The sequence below is a fragment of the Amycolatopsis sp. NBC_01307 genome (assembly GCF_035975215.1).
Lineage (GTDB): Bacteria > Actinomycetota > Actinomycetes > Mycobacteriales > Pseudonocardiaceae > Amycolatopsis.
This window is the reverse complement of sequence record NZ_CP108403.1, coordinates 6,858,878-6,873,693: the sequence shown is the minus strand read 5'-3', so window position 1 is coordinate 6,873,693 and position 14,816 is coordinate 6,858,878. Positions and strand designations below refer to the sequence as shown.

Below are 14,816 nucleotides of genomic sequence, written 5' to 3'. Positions count from 1 at the left end.
TACGCATGATGGCGTTCCGGACACTGTCAGCGCGGCGCCGCGCTCGTCAGGATGGCTGCATGACATCGGTACTGGTTTACGGCGCTTACGGGCACACCGGCCGTTTCGTGGTGGCCGAGCTGCGCGCACGCGGCTTCGAGCCGATCCTCTCCGGCCGCGACGCGGCGCGCCTGCCCGGCGGCCGGCCGGCGTCGGTCGACGACCCGGCGTCGCTCGACCGTGCGCTGGCGGGTGTGGCCGCGGTGATCAACACCGCGGGACCCTTCGCGGAGACGGCCGCCCCGGTGATCGAGGCGGCGCAGCGGGCGGGCGTGCCCTATGTGGACGTCGCGGCCGAGCTGGAGGCCAACCTCGACACCTTCGCGCGCTTCGCGGACGCGGACACCGTGGTCGTCCCGGCGATGGCGTTCTACGGCGGTCTCGGCGACCTGCTGGCCACGGCGGCCATGGGCGACTGGGCGAGCGCGGACGAGATCCACGTCGCGTACGGCCTGAGCGGCTGGCACCCGACGGCGGGAACGCTCGCCGCGGGCCGCGTCTCCCACACGCGGCGCGGCGGTAAGCGCATCCGGTTCGCGGACGGTCGCCTGGAGTACCACGACGACGCGCTGCCGAAGCTGTCGTGGCCGTTCCCCGAGCCACTGGGCGCGCAGCCGGTGCTGGGCGAGTTCACGATGGCCGACATCGTGACGATCCCCAGCCACCTGACGGTCCCGTCGGTGACGACGTACATGACGTCGGTGGCGGCCGAGGGCCTGTCGGCGGCGCAGGAGCGGGTGGGGGCCCCGGAGACGTTCGTGGTCGACGTCGTGGTGCGGTCCGACGGCGAGGTGCGCCGGATGGCGGCGCGGGGCCGGGACATCTACGCGGTCACGGCGCCGCTAGCGGTGGAGGCGGTGGAGCGGATCCTGACGGGCCGCACCAGGACGAAGGGCGTCGCCTCGGCGGGCGAGCTGTTCGACGCCCCGGACTTCCTGCGGGCGCTGGCACCGCACGTCACGCTCGGCTGAGCCTCAGGGGAGCCGGGGGCGAGGTCAGCGGGCGGTGTCGAGGTCGAGAATCGCGCTCGCAACCTCCGAGCGAAGCAGCGTCGACCAGATGATCTCGCCGGGCGCCGATTCCGTCTCCGCGAGCGGAGACGGCTCAGGCTGCCAGTCGTCCGGCGTGACGCCGGGAACACAGTCGAGGAGCAGGGCGAAGATCGCCGGGTCGGGAATGCCTTCGGCGATGATCGCCAGGTAGGCCTCGTGGTCCTCGTCGAGACGCACCAGAGCTTTGACGCGATGGTGGCGGAACTCGGCCACGGCGAGCTTTCCGGTCGTGAGCGACATCGAGATGAGGCGGAGCACCATTTTCTTCATCTCACGACGCCAGGCGACGGCTTGTTCGGCGGTGAAGCGCTTCCAATCCCAGTCCGCAGGGAGGAGACGCGCGGTCGAGACGGTCTTGCCGTCCGTGCACTCGCGCTTGATCGACTCGTAGAAGTCGCGCTGGGGGCTGTCGGCTTGGCGGCGTCCCGCTGCGCCGATCCACCACCGGCCGGCGTCGCGTGGCAGTCCGTCCGGCAGGTCGTCGTCGTGCAGCCGGGTGACGACGGCTCGCTGATCGGCGGTCTTGACCTTGAACCACACCCGGTCGCACAGAGCCAAGATCCGGCGAGCCCCGCCGGCGTCCCGCTGGTGCGGGACCGCCTGCGCGGCCGCGACGACCGGGTTGTCCAGCTCTTCGAGTGGGTGGCCGAGATCCGGCACCGAAAGGCCGAGGTCGGCCAGGCATCTCTTCGTCGGACGGACGCCGACCGGGACCTGGGTCATGATCGAAATGCTAGAGAACTTGGTTGCGGCGGGTGCCGATGGGCACACGCTGAGCTACTTCGGCAGGCCGCCGAGGTCGTCGATCTCGGAGGCGCTGAATCCGGTCAGCAGGGAGACAGCGGCGGCGTCGGAGCCGTTGAGTCGGCCGAGTGCGGCTTTGATGCCCGTGTTGATCTCGTCGCGGTGAGCGTCGACGTACTCGCGCACGGCGGCGTCGACGATGTCCTTCTTCGAGCGCGACAGGAAATGAGCTGCGTGAGACACGAGTTCATCGGTCGCGGCGTCCACCTTGATCGGCGCCGTCGTGGCCATGGCCGAACTCCTCTCGAGGCGATACGAACGACCTTCTCGGTACCAAAGTACCAGTGGGTACCCGTGGAGGGGTAGTGAGGATGCGGTCGAAGATCGGCGGAAGGCGTCGACGTGAACTCGAGAGCCGATCGGTTCGTCACGATCGGCTGAGCGAGCGGGGGGATTCGAGTGGGCCCGGAGAGACTCGAACTCTCACTGGCACGGACCTAAACCGTGTGCCTCTGCCAATTGGGCTACGGGCCCTGCGCATCCGGAAGCGTAGCGTGCCGCGGCCTTCGCCACGCCGGGCCGTGGCCGGTGCGGGGTTCCGGGGGCGGGCCAGCTAACGTTGGCCACCAGCAGTCCCTTGCGGCGAGGAGGACCCGTGGCCCGCGATCCCGAGACGATCGAGCGTGAGATCGAGCAGGCTCGAACCGCCCTGGCGGCGACGCTCGACCAGCTGACCGTCAAGGCCGACCCGAAGAAGCTCGCGGACGCGGCCAAGAACGGCGTGCGCGCCAAGCTGGACAACCCCAAGGTCAAGTACCCGCTGATCGGTGCGGGTGTCCTGGTGGTCGCCCTGCTGGTGCGCAAGCTCCTCAAGTAGCTCAGGCGCGGGCCGGCTTGGCCGGGGTCTTCGTTTCGACCTCGGGGGCCGGCTCGGCCACCGGCTTGGGCTCCTCGACTTCCTTGGGGAGCTGCTTGCCCGTCGGCAGCACCGGCTTCTTCTCGGCCGGCTTCTCGACCTTCTCGGCGGTCTGCTGCTTCGGCACGCTGCCGGGCGGCGGGACCTCGAGCGGCGGGAGCTTCGGGAGCGTCAGCCGGGCGGTCATGTAGGCGCTGGTGAAGTCCAGCGCACTGCCGTTGATCAGGTGCACCACCGTGGTCCGGCCGCCGCCGGCCAGCTGTTCGACCAGCTGGTCCGCGCGGTCCCGCGCGGCGATGATGCCCGGTGCCCGGGCGGTCAGCTCCTTGCCCTGGCCGCTGACCGTGATCGCCCAGTCCGCGTCCTGTTGGACGTACGTCGCCGTGATCGCTTCCACCATCTGCCTCACGCCCCTCTCCCTCTCCAGCATGCCCTCACGCGTACGTGACCCGGTTGCCACGCCCTTATGACGTGGTTCCCGCCACCCTGTTCACGACCGCGCGAAGCCCAGCACACTTTTGTACCGTGTCATCGATACCGTAGAGCAACTCTGTGTCACAAGACACGGAGCGCAAAGTGCGCTGAGTAACGACCGAATGGCCTAATGCACGAGCAGATTACCGTGCACGACCTCGAAGTCCAGCCCAGAGGACGTCCATAGCGTACCCGGTGGCCATTTCGGGGGTCACTTCTTCGTGGCGTTCGCACCAGATAGCGAGCCGCTCGCAGGCTCCGACGACGAATTCCGCGGCCGCTTCGGCTTGCAGGTCGTCGTCTCCGGTGAAATAGCCGCTCATCAGTGCGGCGATGAGGTCGGTCTGCTGCCGGCGGGTCTCCTCGACCTCGTCGGCGGCCGGCGTGCCGATCAACGCCATCTCGTGCCGCAGCAGTGACCAGGCCTGCCGCCGCTCCCGGATGAACACGAAGAACGCCAGCAGGCCGCGGCGCAGCGCGTCCTCGGCGCTGGTCGCGCCCACCATCGCCTGCTCGGTGACCTCCCGCAGGACCGCGCGCGACTCCTGGATGCAGGCCAGGAGCAGGCCTTCCTTCGAGTTGAAGTACTCGTAGAGCATCGGCTTCGAGACGCCGACCAGCTCGGCGATCTCGTCCATGGACGCCGCCGCGTAGCCGCGCGCCGAAAAGACCTGCTCGGCGACGTCGATCATCTGCCGCATCCGCTCGGCCCGGGGCATGCGCTTGCGCTTGGCGGTGGTCACGGGCAACACTCTACCGGTAGTAACCTACTCTGAGTAAGCTGGACGACGGGTAACAGGAAACCGGGAGGCAGGTCATGGGCAACCGCACGGAGACCGGGGTCGTCATCGTCGGAACCGGGTTCTCCGGTCTCGGCATGGCGATCCAGCTGCGCAAGGAGGGGCGCGACGACTTCGTCATCCTCGAGAAGGCGCACGACGTCGGCGGCACGTGGCGCGACAACAGCTACCCGGGGTGCGCCTGCGACATCCCGTCGCACATGTACTCGTTCTCCTTCGAGCAGAACCCCGGCTGGTCGCGGGCGTATTCGCCGCAGCCGGAGATCTGGCGCTACATGCGCGAGGTGGCCGACAAGCACGACCTGCGCCGGTTCATCCGCTTCGGCCAGGAGATGACCGGGGCCCGCTGGGACGGCGAGGAGAACCGCTGGCACGTCGCCACGAGGGGCGGCGACGAGTTCGCGGGTCAGGCGCTGGTCGCGGGCGTCGGGGCGCTGCACCTGCCGCAGATCCCGGAGCTGCCGGGCATCGAGAACTTCGCGGGCCCGGCGTTCCACTCCGCGCGGTGGCGCCACGACGTCGACCTCGCCGGCAAGCGGGTCGCGGTGATCGGCACCGGCGCCAGCGCCGTCCAGTTCGTGCCGCGGATCGCGCCGGAGGTCGGGGAGCTGACGCTGTTCCAGCGCACGCCGCCGTGGATCATGCCGAAGGCCGACCACGAGATGTCCGGCCGCGCGCGGACGCTGTTCAAGGCGTTCCCGCTCGCCCAGCGCGCCTACCGCAACTTCCTCTACTGGACGCTCGAAGCGCGCGCGATCGGCTTCAACGGCCAGACGTGGATGATGAAGATCGGCCAGCGCCTGGCCAAGCGCAACATCGACCGGGCCATCCAGGACCCGGCGCTGCGCCGCAAGGTCACGCCGGACTACACCATGGGCTGCAAGCGCGTGCTCATCTCGAACGACTACTACCCGGCGCTCGCGCGAGACAACGTCGACGTCGTGACCGACGGCGTCCGGGAGGTCCGTGAGCACAGCGTCGTCGACGCGGCCGGGGTCGAGCACGAGGTCGACGCGATCGTCTACGGCACCGGCTTCCACGTCTCCGACGCCTTCGACGACCTGGAGATCGTCGGCCGCGACGGGCGCAACCTCGGCAAGGAGTGGGCGACCGAGGGGATGCGGACGCACCTCGGGATCACCGTCGCCGGCTTCCCGAACCTGTTCTTCCTGCTCGGCCCGAACACCGGCCTCGGCCACAACTCGGTGGTGTTCATGATCGAGGCGCAGATCTCCTACGTCGCCGAGGCGCTGCGGCTCGCGGGCGGCCGGGCGATCGAGCCGAAGGCCGAGGTGCAGGAACGGTTCAACACGCGGATCCAGCGCAAGCTCGCGAAAGGCATCTGGACCCGCGGCGGCTGCAAGAGCTGGTACCTGGACGCGAAAGGCGTCAACCGGACGATCTGGCCCGGGTTCACCTGGCGCTACTGGCTCGACACGCGAAAGGTGCGGCGCGAGGACTACCGCGTCGACTGACGGCCGCGGTCGTGAGTGCGTAACAGTGTTAGAACACTGTTACGCACTCACGACCGGGCGGGGATCAGCGGGAGACGTAGCGGCGGAGGCTGGCGATCAGGTCCACAGTGGGCAGTTCGCAGAGCTCCGCCATCCGCTCCAGGGCGGGCAGGTCGAGGGCGATCTCGCCGGGGCCGTGGTCGCCGGCCGTGCGGAGGCGGTCTTCGGCCCAGCGGCGCAGGGGGAGCAGTTCGGGCGGCGCGTCGGCGACGACCTTGCGCAGGTCGACGCGGACCCGGCCGGGCTCGTCGACGAACACCCGCCGGTGCACCTTGGCCAGCAGGTCCTGGGGCAGCTCGTCCATCGCGACGCACAGCTCGACCAGCCGCACCACGGAACACTGTCTGGTGCCCAGTTCGTAGGTGGCCAGCGTCTGCAGCGAGATCTCGCTCTGCAGGTGCTGGTTCAGCTCCTTGCGCGTCCAGCCTCGGCTGCGCCTGAGCTTGCGGAGCTCGTCTCCGAGTATCCGCTGGTAGTCCTCGGCGTCGATCAGCACATCAATGTCCCCTGCCGTGTTCCTCCCGCGGCACCTTCACGGAGGTGGCAGTTTCCGTGCAGGTGCACCCTCACGTGTATGTAAGTGCGCAGGTGCCCGCGCATTACGCGGATTCCGGCATGTCTTTGATACCGATTGTGAGAGTTAGGCCTAACGGGTTAACGGCAGATGACCACGACGGGCAATTTGCAGGTGCCGTGACTCAGTTGACGCAGGGAACGCCCTCGGCGGTGATGGGCTTCTCCTCGTCGGCCGGCGGCGGCGCGGGCGCCTGGGACGTCGCGCCCCCCGCGCTGGAACCGGCGTTCGAGTCGGTGCTCGGGGCCTTGTAGTCGGAGCCGAGGAACACCGTCACGTGCCCGGCCTGGACGCTCTTGTCCTCCTGGACCGTCGGCGAGCCGCCGAGGGTGTCCGCGACGGCCTGGCCGGTGTCTTTGCCGCCCTTCGGCACCCAGATCACCGTGGTCTTGCGCGCGGCCGAGTTCGCCGTGTCGCCCGCGGTGAAGCCCTTGGCCTCGAGGGCCTTGGCGACGGTCGCGGCCAGGCCGGTCTTGCCGGAGGCGTTGCGGACGTCGACCTTGGTCGCCTTGTTCGCGCTGTCGACCTGCGGCGTGGGCGTCGTCGCGCCCGGCTGCGGCCCGGCGAGGCCCTGGACGAAGTTCTTCACCTCGGCCGGGTCGACCTGGATGGCCGAGCCGTCTTCGGGGGTCTTGTAGTCGATGTTCTTCACCGGGATGGTGCGGAACTCGAGCTGGCCGCCGGTCAGGCCCTTCATCTGCTGGGCGAACCCGAAGATGTCCCAGTTCTGGTTGAGCACGACCGACTTCTTGATCGCGTCGATCAGGTCGCTGAGCTTGCCCGGGTTCGTCAGCGTGCCGGCCGAGAGCACCTTGCGGGCCATGCCGGCCATGAACACCTGCTGCCGGACGACCCGGTCGAGGTCGCCGTTGGGCAGGCCGTGGCGCTGGCGGACGAACTCGAGCGCCTCGACGCCGGAGATCGTGTGCTGGCCCTTGGTGAAGTTCGCGCCGGAGTACTCGTCCTTGACGGTGTTGTTCAGGCAGACGTCGACGCCGCCGATGGCCGTGGTGATCTCGCTGAAGCCGAGCAGGTTGACCGCGGCGTAGTTGTCGATGGTCGACCCGGTGAGCTTCTCGACGGTCTGGATCAGCTCCTTCGCCCCGGCCTGGTTGGCCTGGACGTCGAGCTGCTTGGGGTCGGTGAGGCCCTGCTTCTGCAGGTCCTTGCGGGCCGACAGCATCGCGCGGGCGTACGCGGAGTTGATCTTGTGCTTGCCGTAGCCGCCGGGGATGTCGACGTAGGTGTCACGCGGCAGCGAGATCGCCACGGCCTTGCTGCCGTCGTTCGGGATGTGCACGAAGATCAGCGAGTCGGTGTTCAGCTCGCCGTCGGAGTCGCCGGCCCGCAGCTGGTCGAGCACCTCGCGCGAGAGCGGGTTGCCCTGGGCGTCGGTGCGGCTGTCCAGGCCGACGAGCAGGATGTCGCGCGCGCCGTCGGCGGGCTTGTCGCCACCGGCGTCGTTGCTGATCACGTTCGCGTAGTTGAGGCCGTTGACCAGGCCCTGCATGGCGGCCCACGCGTACCCGGTCAGGCCCATCACCAGCAGCGAGACGACGGTCAGCGCGATCTTCGCGCCCCGGAAGGAGTTGCGGCGGGCCCGCGGCGCCGGCCGCTTCGGCGGTGGCGCGCGGCGGGCGTCCACCGGTTCACGGCGAGGTGCGGGACGGCGAGGAGGCGGCGTGCCACGGCGAGCGTCGGCTCGTCCTGGCTCGTCCTGCCAGGGCCGGGCGGGGCGGCGGTCGCCTTGCCCGTTCCGAGGCGGGTGATCCACGCGGGCGCCTCCTCACTGCTCAGATCTGTAGGGCTACAGGATGGGACGCATGGTGCCTTCCCCTGGTTGCCGTAGCGTTACACATCCCCCTGTGGATGTGGCGTGCACCACCCATTTTCCCGCAGGCCTGCCGGTTTCGCCTGGTCAGGCCACTGCCTTCGCCGGACGCCGGAGTGGCCGCCGCGAAGAGCTGGGCGAACCGGTCTGCGCGGGGTGCCCCAGAAGGGTGCCGGTGTCCCACGGACGAGTGAACGCGAGGCCGAGCTTTCGCCAGGAAAGATGCGTCGCGGGGGCCCTCGGACGCATCTTTCCCAGGGAAAGCTCGGCCTTCGGACGGGTTCAGGGGGCCGCGTTGGCGGCCCGGCGCGCCGGGAGCAGCGTTCCCGCCGTGGCCAGCAGGGCGAACACCGCCGTGGCCGCGTGGAGCGTCACGCCCAGCAGGCCCGGGGTGCCGCCGTCGGCCGCGAAGAGCAGGGAGGGCGCGCAGGCCAGCGCCGTGGCCAGCCAAGTGCCCGTCGCCGCGCTCGCGCCGATCCGGATCGTGTGCAGCAGGAACACCCCGAGCAGCAGGTGCACCAGGCTCTGGATCGGGTCGAGCCGCAGGCCGAGGATGTCCGCGTCCGCCGCGACGCCGCCGAAGCGCGTCAGGGCGAAGCCGAACACCCCGAGCGTCGCGTAGCCGATGCCCAGCGCCGCCGCGGCCCTGGTCAGCACGGCCGTCCGGCGGCCGGGGAGCTCCGCCGCGCGCGGGTGGCCGGCGCCGTGCGTGTGCCGCTCGAACCACCAGAACACCAGCGCCCCCGGCACCGCGAGCAACCCGACCGCGACCAGCGTGCGCGGCCGGACCAGCCACGTCAGCCCGTCGGCGATCCGGCCCGGCAGGTAGACGAGCGCCACCAGCAGCAGCATCCCGGCGAGGAACGCCAGGTAGAGGCTCATCGGCGCGCGCACGACGAGCCGGCTCACCGCGGTGACGCGGGCCCGGGAGCCGAGCCGTGACAGCGGGCCGGCCAGCAGCCCGAGCAGGCTCAGCTGGGTCACCCCGAGCAGCAGCACGCCCCACGGCGGCGCCGAGAACGCGGCCGGCGCGCCCGGGCTGCCGAGCAGCAGCGGCGGCCCGCCTCGGACGACGCTCACCACGGCGAGGGCCGCGACACCGGCGAAGGCCGCGAAGCCGAGAAGACGTCGTGACGGCCGTACGCCGTCGGCGTGCGCGAAGGCGAGTTGCTGGGCGAGGAGCGCGAGGGCGAACGTCGCCGCGTAGCGGGGTTGCGGCGAGCCGGTCCAGTTCGCGGCCAGTTCGCCGCCGACGACCAGCGCGAGCAGGCCGGCGGCCGCCATCACCGGGGCGCGGCGGTGCAGCGCCAGCAGCGGCGGCGCGCAGACGATCGTCAGCAGGTAGACGCCGAGCAGCCAGAGCGGGTGCAACGCGATCCGCATCACCGTCGCCGTGGTGCCCGCCGGGATGCCGAGCAGTTCCAGCGCGAGCGGCGTCAGCAGCGCGACGACGGCGAAGATCAGCGCCGGGCGCAGCAGCGGGCTGGCGCGCTCGGCCAGGTAGTGGCGGTAGTCGCCGCCCGTCTCCTGCTCGGCGCGCCAGCCGGCCGCGTTGGCGTGCCCGCCGGCGAAGAAGATCAACGGCGCGAGCTGGGCGAGCCAGGTCAGCGGCCACAACGCCCGTTCGGGCGCCCCGGCCCAGTCCGCGAGCGCCGTCACGGACTCGCCGAGCAGCAGCAGGACGACCCCGCCGGCGCCGAGCAACGCCCAGCGGCTCACCGTCGCGGGTGCGGTCGCGGGCCGCGGCGTGGGCGTCACGCGGCGGGCGTAGTGCCAGCCGCGCAGCCGGAACACCAGCAGGCAGGCGATCACGAGCACGCCGGCGACCATCGGGCCGATCGGGTCGCCGACCGGCGGGCCCCAGCGCTGGTGCCACGAGTTGACGACCAGCCCGGCCGAGTAGAACGACGCGACGACCCGGCAGGTGCCCGCCGAGTCCATCGGGTTGAGGTCGCAGGCGTGGTGCATGTCGTAGGACAGCCGGCTGTCGAGCGCTTCGCGGACCTCCGGGCCGAGCGGGTGGCCCTTGCGGTCGGCGTAGCGCAGCAGGTCGTACCCGAGGTCGTGCGCCTTGCACGGCACCGCGTAGTCCCACTTGGTGTTGTCGTCGCCCCACGGCGTCGAGCAGCCGCCGTCGACGTGCACCGCGCGGACCGTGCCGTCGCGGGCCGGCATCGAACCCGGCGTGACGCCGCTGAGCGCGGTGAAGTCCTTGGGCAGCAACGCCAGCGCGTCCGGGTGCGGGCCGGGGTGGACCAGGGCCTCGATCGCGTTCTGCGCGGCGAGGACGTCGCCGGTGGGCGGTCCCTGGTCGGGTGGCGACGGCGGGCGCGAGGCGATCAGCCCGAACGCGAACACCACCAGCAGCACCAGCAGCAGCCAGCCGGACGTCGACCAGGGTCGGCGGACACGCGGCGGCTCGGTCGGGGCTGGCATGGGACAAGGGTGCCAGCCCCGCCGCCGGGCCGACACGGGGCTAACCCCCGGGTGCGCGGTGGGGTTGCCCCATCGGCTGCCCGTTCTCGCCTCCCGCGGCCGGGCCGCGGTGCGCAGACTCGGGGCGGGGCGCGGTGACCAGGAGGACGTCCGGTGTGCTCGACCGATCGGCGGGTGCCGGTGGAGAACACCGTGCGCGCGCTGCGCCGGCTCGCCCCCGGCGCGTCCCTGCGGGAACCGCGGGATCCCGACGTCCGGGTGCTCGCCCGGGCGCTGCGGAGCGTGGAGCCGGCGTCGCTCGCCCGCGGCTGTCCCGGGGAGGTCGCGCGCGTGGTGCTGGCCGACCAGGTGCGGGCGCTCGGCCGGGCGGCGACCGGCTTCTTCGGCGCCGGGCCGCCGGAAGCGGCCCGGCTGGTGCGGGCTTCCCGCTGCGGCGCCGGCCCGGTGACCGACCGGCTGCGGGCCGAGCCCGGGCTGCGGTGTGCCGCGCTGGCCTGGGCCGAGGTCATGGGCCACGGCGTTCTCGGTGCTTCGTTGCGCGGCGTGCCGCTGGTGCCGGCGGGGGAGGACGGCCGGCGTGCGGCCGAGCTGACGGTCGCCGCGCTGCTGCCCCGCGCCGACCGGCTTCCCGGCGAGCCGGCGGCGCCGAAGGGCGGGGCGATCCTCGAGGTCCGCGGGATCCGCGTGGGCTCGAGCGGGTTCCGCGTCGACGTCGATGCGGACCCGCCGGTGGAGCTGGCGCCCGGGCCGACGCTGCGGGCGCTGTGGTGGAACGGCCTCGGCCGGGTGACCGACGACCTCGGGTTCGAGTACCTGATCCTGGCGAAGGACCCGGCCGGTACAGGCCCGGTCCGCCACTGGTGCCACCCACGCCCGGCCCCGGGCGCCCGGGTGCTGCGCCTGGAGTCCGCGGGTTACCGCGGCGAGCGGCTGCGGCTCACCCCGGCGGCGCCGGGGACGACGGCGGAGGTGCTGGTGAAGGCCCAGCTGACGGTCCGGCTGGGCGGTTGAGGGGCGAGAACGGTTGGCGCGGGCCGGTCGGCTTGACGCGGAGGTGTGCGGTTGCGCCGGTCGCTCCGCGGCTCGGGGCTCCGCAGGTGGCTCGGCGTCGCGAGTTGGTGCGGTTGCGCGGGCGGGGCCAGTCGCCCTGAGGGTCGCGGCCGCGTGGCTTGTCCCGGTGGTCGGCTGAGGAGGGGACCTCTGCGCGGCGACCCCCTCTCCCGGAATCCGGTGAACGCGCCCGGGTGCTGCGCCTGGAGTCCGCGGGCTACCGCGGCGAGCGGCTGCGGCTCACCCGGCGGCGCCGGGGACGACGGCGGAGGTGCTGGTGACGGCCCGGCTCACGGTCCGGCTGGGCGCCCGGCCGTCAGGACGCGGGTAGCTCGTCCGGGGTGTCCGGGGCGAAGCTCACCTGGTCGCGGCCGCTTTCCTTGGCCCGGTAGACCGCCGCGTCGGCTGCCTGCAGGAGCCGGTCGAGCGTGTCACCGTGCCGCGGGTACCGGGCCACGCCGATCGACGTCGTGCGGTCGGCGATCGTGGCCGGGTCGCCGCGCTTGTCGGTGGTCACGATGTGCAGCTTGGCGATCGCGATGCGGATGCGCTCGGCGGCGTCGTGCGTGGCCTCTTCGTCGATGTCCGGTAGCAGAATGAGGAATTCCTCGCCGCCGAAACGGCCTACCGAGTCACTCGGTCTGGTCACCTCGTCGAGGGTTTGCGCAACAGTGCGCAGCACGTCGTCACCCGCCGGGTGTCCATAGGTGTCGTTAATCCACTTGAAGTGGTCGAGATCGACCATCAGGAGCGCCAGCTGATCACTCGAACGCGCGGTCCGTTCCAGTGCGCGCTCCGCCGTCTCCGACCAGCCGCGCATGTTGAGAATGCCGGTTTTCGGATCCGTCCGTACGTCGTTCTGCAGCTGGTCGAGTTCGGCCAGGCGATTGAACACGACCGTCACCACGGCCATCACCGCGACCATCGGTGGCACCACCGCCAGCAGGATCGCGGTCACCGCGCCGAGGCCGATGGTGATCGCTTCGAGCATGTTGTCGGCCGGGCTGCCGAGGACGTTGCGAACCGTGGGCTCCGACGACATGCCGAGCGCGAGCGCCCCGCCGACGTAGACGATCTGGATCGCCTCGTAGATCGCGCCGGTGATGACGATCGTGGCGAACTCGTACAGGAAGTCGCCCCAGCCGAGGCCCAGCAGGTGCGGTCCGAGCGCGACGTAGGTGAGGTGCGCGAGCACCCCCGCGAGGCCGTGCGTGAGCGACGAGAAAATGAAGTTGTGCGCCGGTCGCCGGGCGATGAACCAGTGCTGCAGCCGGATGACGAAGATGACCAGCAGAATCAACAGCGGGGGAAGGATCATCGCCGCCGAAAAGGTCCACACCGCGGTGAGGTCGATGAGGACCGTCTTTTTGCGGTTCCGGCGTCTTTCTTCCTGCCGCTGGGTCAGCTGGATGTGAATGGTGGCGCCGGCGGCGAGAATCGCGAAATTGATCCAGTCGCGCGGCACCAATGCCGGGGAACGGGTGAGCGAAAAAGCGAGGACGGCGACGGCGATCGCTTCGCTGGCGAGGATGAAGGCGACCACCCGCGGACGGCGGCGCCAGAGCGCCCAGTTGCGCGGCGAGTACGGGTGGTCGCGCCGGAGTGTCCCGGATGGACCACTGGTAGTGGTCGCCACCTGGTCCGGTTCCGCGCGCGACGACGCGGGCCGCGGTGCGCGGCGGCCTGCGGTCGGGGCGTCGTCTGGTCCGGGATGCAATTGGTCACCTCCTTTCCAGCCTACTTGGGGTCTTGAGTAATCTCATCGGTACCTGCCAGAGTGGTTCACGCATTCCGCCGCCGGGTATCATCCGACAGCAACGGAACTGCCGGGTCCCCGTCGTATCCGCCGGGAACGCGGCCCAAAAGCATCTTCAGGCTCCCCACACGGAGGTGGCACCGTTGAGCAACCGCGATCTCTGATCCGTCGGCTAATTGTCGTCCCTTGATTACTCCGAGAGGTGGCTCCCGTGCGCAACCGCGACCTGTGACGAGTGCGAATCCCATTCACGATCTTGACTTCACGGAGAGGTGGCTTCCGATGGCGAACCGTGACCTCTGAAACCAGACCTTTCCCCCCGGCTCATGACGGCGGTGGTTCCGGCCCGTCGACCCGGCGCCAGGCGAGCGCGACCGGGACGGCCAGCAGCAGGCCCACCGCACCGGCGAGCGCGATCGTCGTGTTCGCGGAGCCGACCCACTGCGCGACCAGCCCGCCGATCCCGACGCCCAGCCCCTGGGCGACCCGCAGCCCGGTCCGGTACAGCCCGCCGGCGCTGCCGCGGATGTCGTTGGGGACCCACGTGATGAACGTGGCCGACACCGTGATGACGTAGGCACCCGTCGCCCCCGCCAGCGCCAGCAGGACCAGCGCGGTCGCCAGCCCCGGCCGCAGCGCGAAGGCCGCCAGCGCGGCCAGCGGCAGCGCGGCCAGCACCCCCAGCAGCTTGCGGCGGCGTTCCGTCGAGACGAACCGCGACAGCACGAACGTGCCGACCACGAAGCCCAGCGGGTCGGCGGCCAGCAGCCAGCCGACGGCTTGTTCACCCGTGCCCAGTTGCGCGGCGAGCGGCGCGGCGAGGCCCTCCGGGATGACCGCCAGCCCGACCAGCCAGGACAGGTAGAGCAGCACCCGCAGCCGTTCGTCGCCGAAAACCTGCCGGATGGCGCCGAACCACGGGGCGCCGCCGTCGCCGGCGGCCGGGCGGCGCAGCACCAGCAGCTGAACCGCGGCCGCGGCGACCAGGAACGTCAGCGCGTCGATCGCCAGCGCCCACGACGTGCCGATCGTCGTCACCAGCAGGCCGCCGACGGCGAGGCCGCCCAGCATGGCCGTGTTGTTGGTGATCCCGCGCAGGTCCTGGCTCTGCAGGTAGACGTCGTCGTCGGTGAAGATCTCCCGGCCGAGCGCGTTCTGCGCGGCGTTGCCCGGCGCGTTCGCCAGCCGGGCGAGGACGAACAGCACGAACAGCCAGCCCATCGGCAGGCCGGGGACGGCCATCAGGCCGATCAGCACGGCCTGCGCGAGCGACCCGGCGGCCAGCACCGCCCGCCGCGGGAAGCGGTCGGCGAGCTGGGACAGGCCAAGGCCGCCGGCGAGCGCGGGCAGGAACGTCAGTGAGTAGACGACGGCCGAGAGCAGCGGCGACCCGGTCCGGTCGAACACGAGGATGGCCAGCGCGACGATGGTGAGCTGGTCGCCCAGCATCGACTGCGTCTCGGCGAACCACAGCGCGCGGAACTCGCGGTTGGCGAGGACGGCCCGGAACCGGGGTGTCGCGCGCGTCGTCACCTTCTGACCACCGTCCCCCGATCGAGTGAATATGGATCGCCCCGCATTGTGCCTCGTCAGTGACGAACCGGTCCGGGGGCGTCACACCCGCGCTCCC

General features: G+C 71.1%; 13 protein-coding genes and 1 tRNA gene. 4 read left to right on the top strand and 10 right to left on the bottom strand.

What is annotated here, in order from left to right; genetic code table 11:
- Positions 1 to 59 precede the first annotated feature (59 nt).
- Positions 60 to 1,010, top strand: a complete 951-nt coding sequence (locus tag OG439_RS29600) for an NAD(P)H-binding protein (RefSeq protein WP_326944067.1) — start codon at positions 60 to 62, stop codon at positions 1,008 to 1,010.
- 24 nt (positions 1,011 to 1,034) lie between these two features.
- On the opposite strand, the gene OG439_RS29595 is transcribed toward OG439_RS29600, so the two are convergent.
- The 3 genes from OG439_RS29595 to OG439_RS29585 form a co-directional block, all read right to left on the bottom strand.
- Positions 1,035 to 1,814: a hypothetical protein gene (locus OG439_RS29595; RefSeq protein ID WP_326944066.1), complete on the bottom strand. Its 780-nt coding sequence runs from the start codon at positions 1,812 to 1,814 to the stop codon at positions 1,035 to 1,037.
- 54 nt (positions 1,815 to 1,868) lie between these two features.
- Positions 1,869 to 2,126: a hypothetical protein gene (locus OG439_RS29590; RefSeq protein WP_326944065.1), complete on the bottom strand. Its 258-nt coding sequence runs from the start codon at positions 2,124 to 2,126 to the stop codon at positions 1,869 to 1,871.
- Between the two features lie 169 nt (positions 2,127 to 2,295).
- Positions 2,296 to 2,369 (bottom strand) — tRNA-Leu (locus OG439_RS29585).
- Between the two features lie 121 nt (positions 2,370 to 2,490).
- Here OG439_RS29585 and OG439_RS29580 point away from each other — a divergent pair.
- Positions 2,491 to 2,712 carry a DUF3618 domain-containing protein gene (locus OG439_RS29580; protein WP_326944064.1) on the top strand — a complete coding sequence of 74 codons (222 nt, stop codon included), beginning with the start codon at positions 2,491 to 2,493 and terminating at the stop codon, positions 2,710 to 2,712.
- Between the two features lies 1 nt (position 2,713).
- Here the strand turns inward: OG439_RS29580 and OG439_RS29575 are convergent, their stop codons facing one another.
- Together OG439_RS29575 and OG439_RS29570 are read right to left on the bottom strand one after the other, a co-directional pair.
- On the bottom strand, positions 2,714 to 3,151 hold the full coding sequence (locus OG439_RS29575) for a hypothetical protein (protein WP_326951644.1): 438 nt from the start codon (positions 3,149 to 3,151) through the stop codon (positions 2,714 to 2,716).
- 217 nt (positions 3,152 to 3,368) lie between these two features.
- The gene (locus OG439_RS29570) at positions 3,369 to 3,926 is read right to left on the bottom strand and encodes a TetR/AcrR family transcriptional regulator (protein ID WP_247063615.1); all 558 of its coding nucleotides are present in this window, start codon (positions 3,924 to 3,926) and stop codon (positions 3,369 to 3,371) included.
- Between the two features lie 116 nt (positions 3,927 to 4,042).
- Between OG439_RS29570 and OG439_RS29565 the strand changes: the two genes are divergently transcribed.
- Positions 4,043 to 5,500 (top strand): flavin-containing monooxygenase, encoded by a 1,458-nt coding sequence (locus OG439_RS29565; RefSeq protein ID WP_326944063.1) that lies wholly within the window; start codon positions 4,043 to 4,045, stop codon positions 5,498 to 5,500.
- 64 nt (positions 5,501 to 5,564) lie between these two features.
- Here OG439_RS29565 and OG439_RS29560 read toward each other — a convergent pair whose 3' ends face one another.
- The 3 genes from OG439_RS29560 to OG439_RS29550 all read right to left on the bottom strand — a co-directional run bounded on the left by OG439_RS29560 (position 5,565) and on the right by OG439_RS29550 (position 10,380).
- Positions 5,565 to 6,035 carry a helix-turn-helix transcriptional regulator gene (locus OG439_RS29560; protein ID WP_326944062.1) on the bottom strand — a complete coding sequence of 157 codons (471 nt, stop codon included), beginning with the start codon at positions 6,033 to 6,035 and terminating at the stop codon, positions 5,565 to 5,567.
- Between the two features lie 202 nt (positions 6,036 to 6,237).
- Positions 6,238 to 7,887, bottom strand: coding sequence for an LCP family protein (locus OG439_RS29555; RefSeq protein WP_442792231.1), 1,650 nt, complete (start codon positions 7,885 to 7,887; stop codon positions 6,238 to 6,240).
- 339 nt (positions 7,888 to 8,226) lie between these two features.
- Positions 8,227 to 10,380: a phospholipase gene (locus OG439_RS29550; RefSeq protein WP_326944061.1), complete on the bottom strand. Its 2,154-nt coding sequence runs from the start codon at positions 10,378 to 10,380 to the stop codon at positions 8,227 to 8,229.
- Between the two features lie 153 nt (positions 10,381 to 10,533).
- Here OG439_RS29550 and OG439_RS29545 point away from each other — a divergent pair, with 153 nt between their 5' ends.
- Positions 10,534 to 11,391 (top strand): hypothetical protein, encoded by an 858-nt coding sequence (locus OG439_RS29545; RefSeq protein WP_326944060.1) that lies wholly within the window; start codon positions 10,534 to 10,536, stop codon positions 11,389 to 11,391.
- 355 nt (positions 11,392 to 11,746) lie between these two features.
- On the opposite strand, the gene OG439_RS29540 is transcribed toward OG439_RS29545, so the two are convergent.
- Both OG439_RS29540 and OG439_RS29535 read right to left on the bottom strand, forming a co-directional pair.
- A complete protein-coding gene (locus OG439_RS29540) occupies positions 11,747 to 13,147 on the bottom strand; it encodes a GGDEF domain-containing protein (protein WP_442788286.1) in 1,401 nt (466 codons plus the stop codon).
- A 363-nt stretch (positions 13,148 to 13,510) separates the two neighbouring features.
- The gene (locus OG439_RS29535; protein WP_326944058.1) at positions 13,511 to 14,719 is read right to left on the bottom strand and encodes an MFS transporter; all 1,209 of its coding nucleotides are present in this window, start codon (positions 14,717 to 14,719) and stop codon (positions 13,511 to 13,513) included.
- Between the last annotated feature and the right edge of the window lie 97 nt (positions 14,720 to 14,816).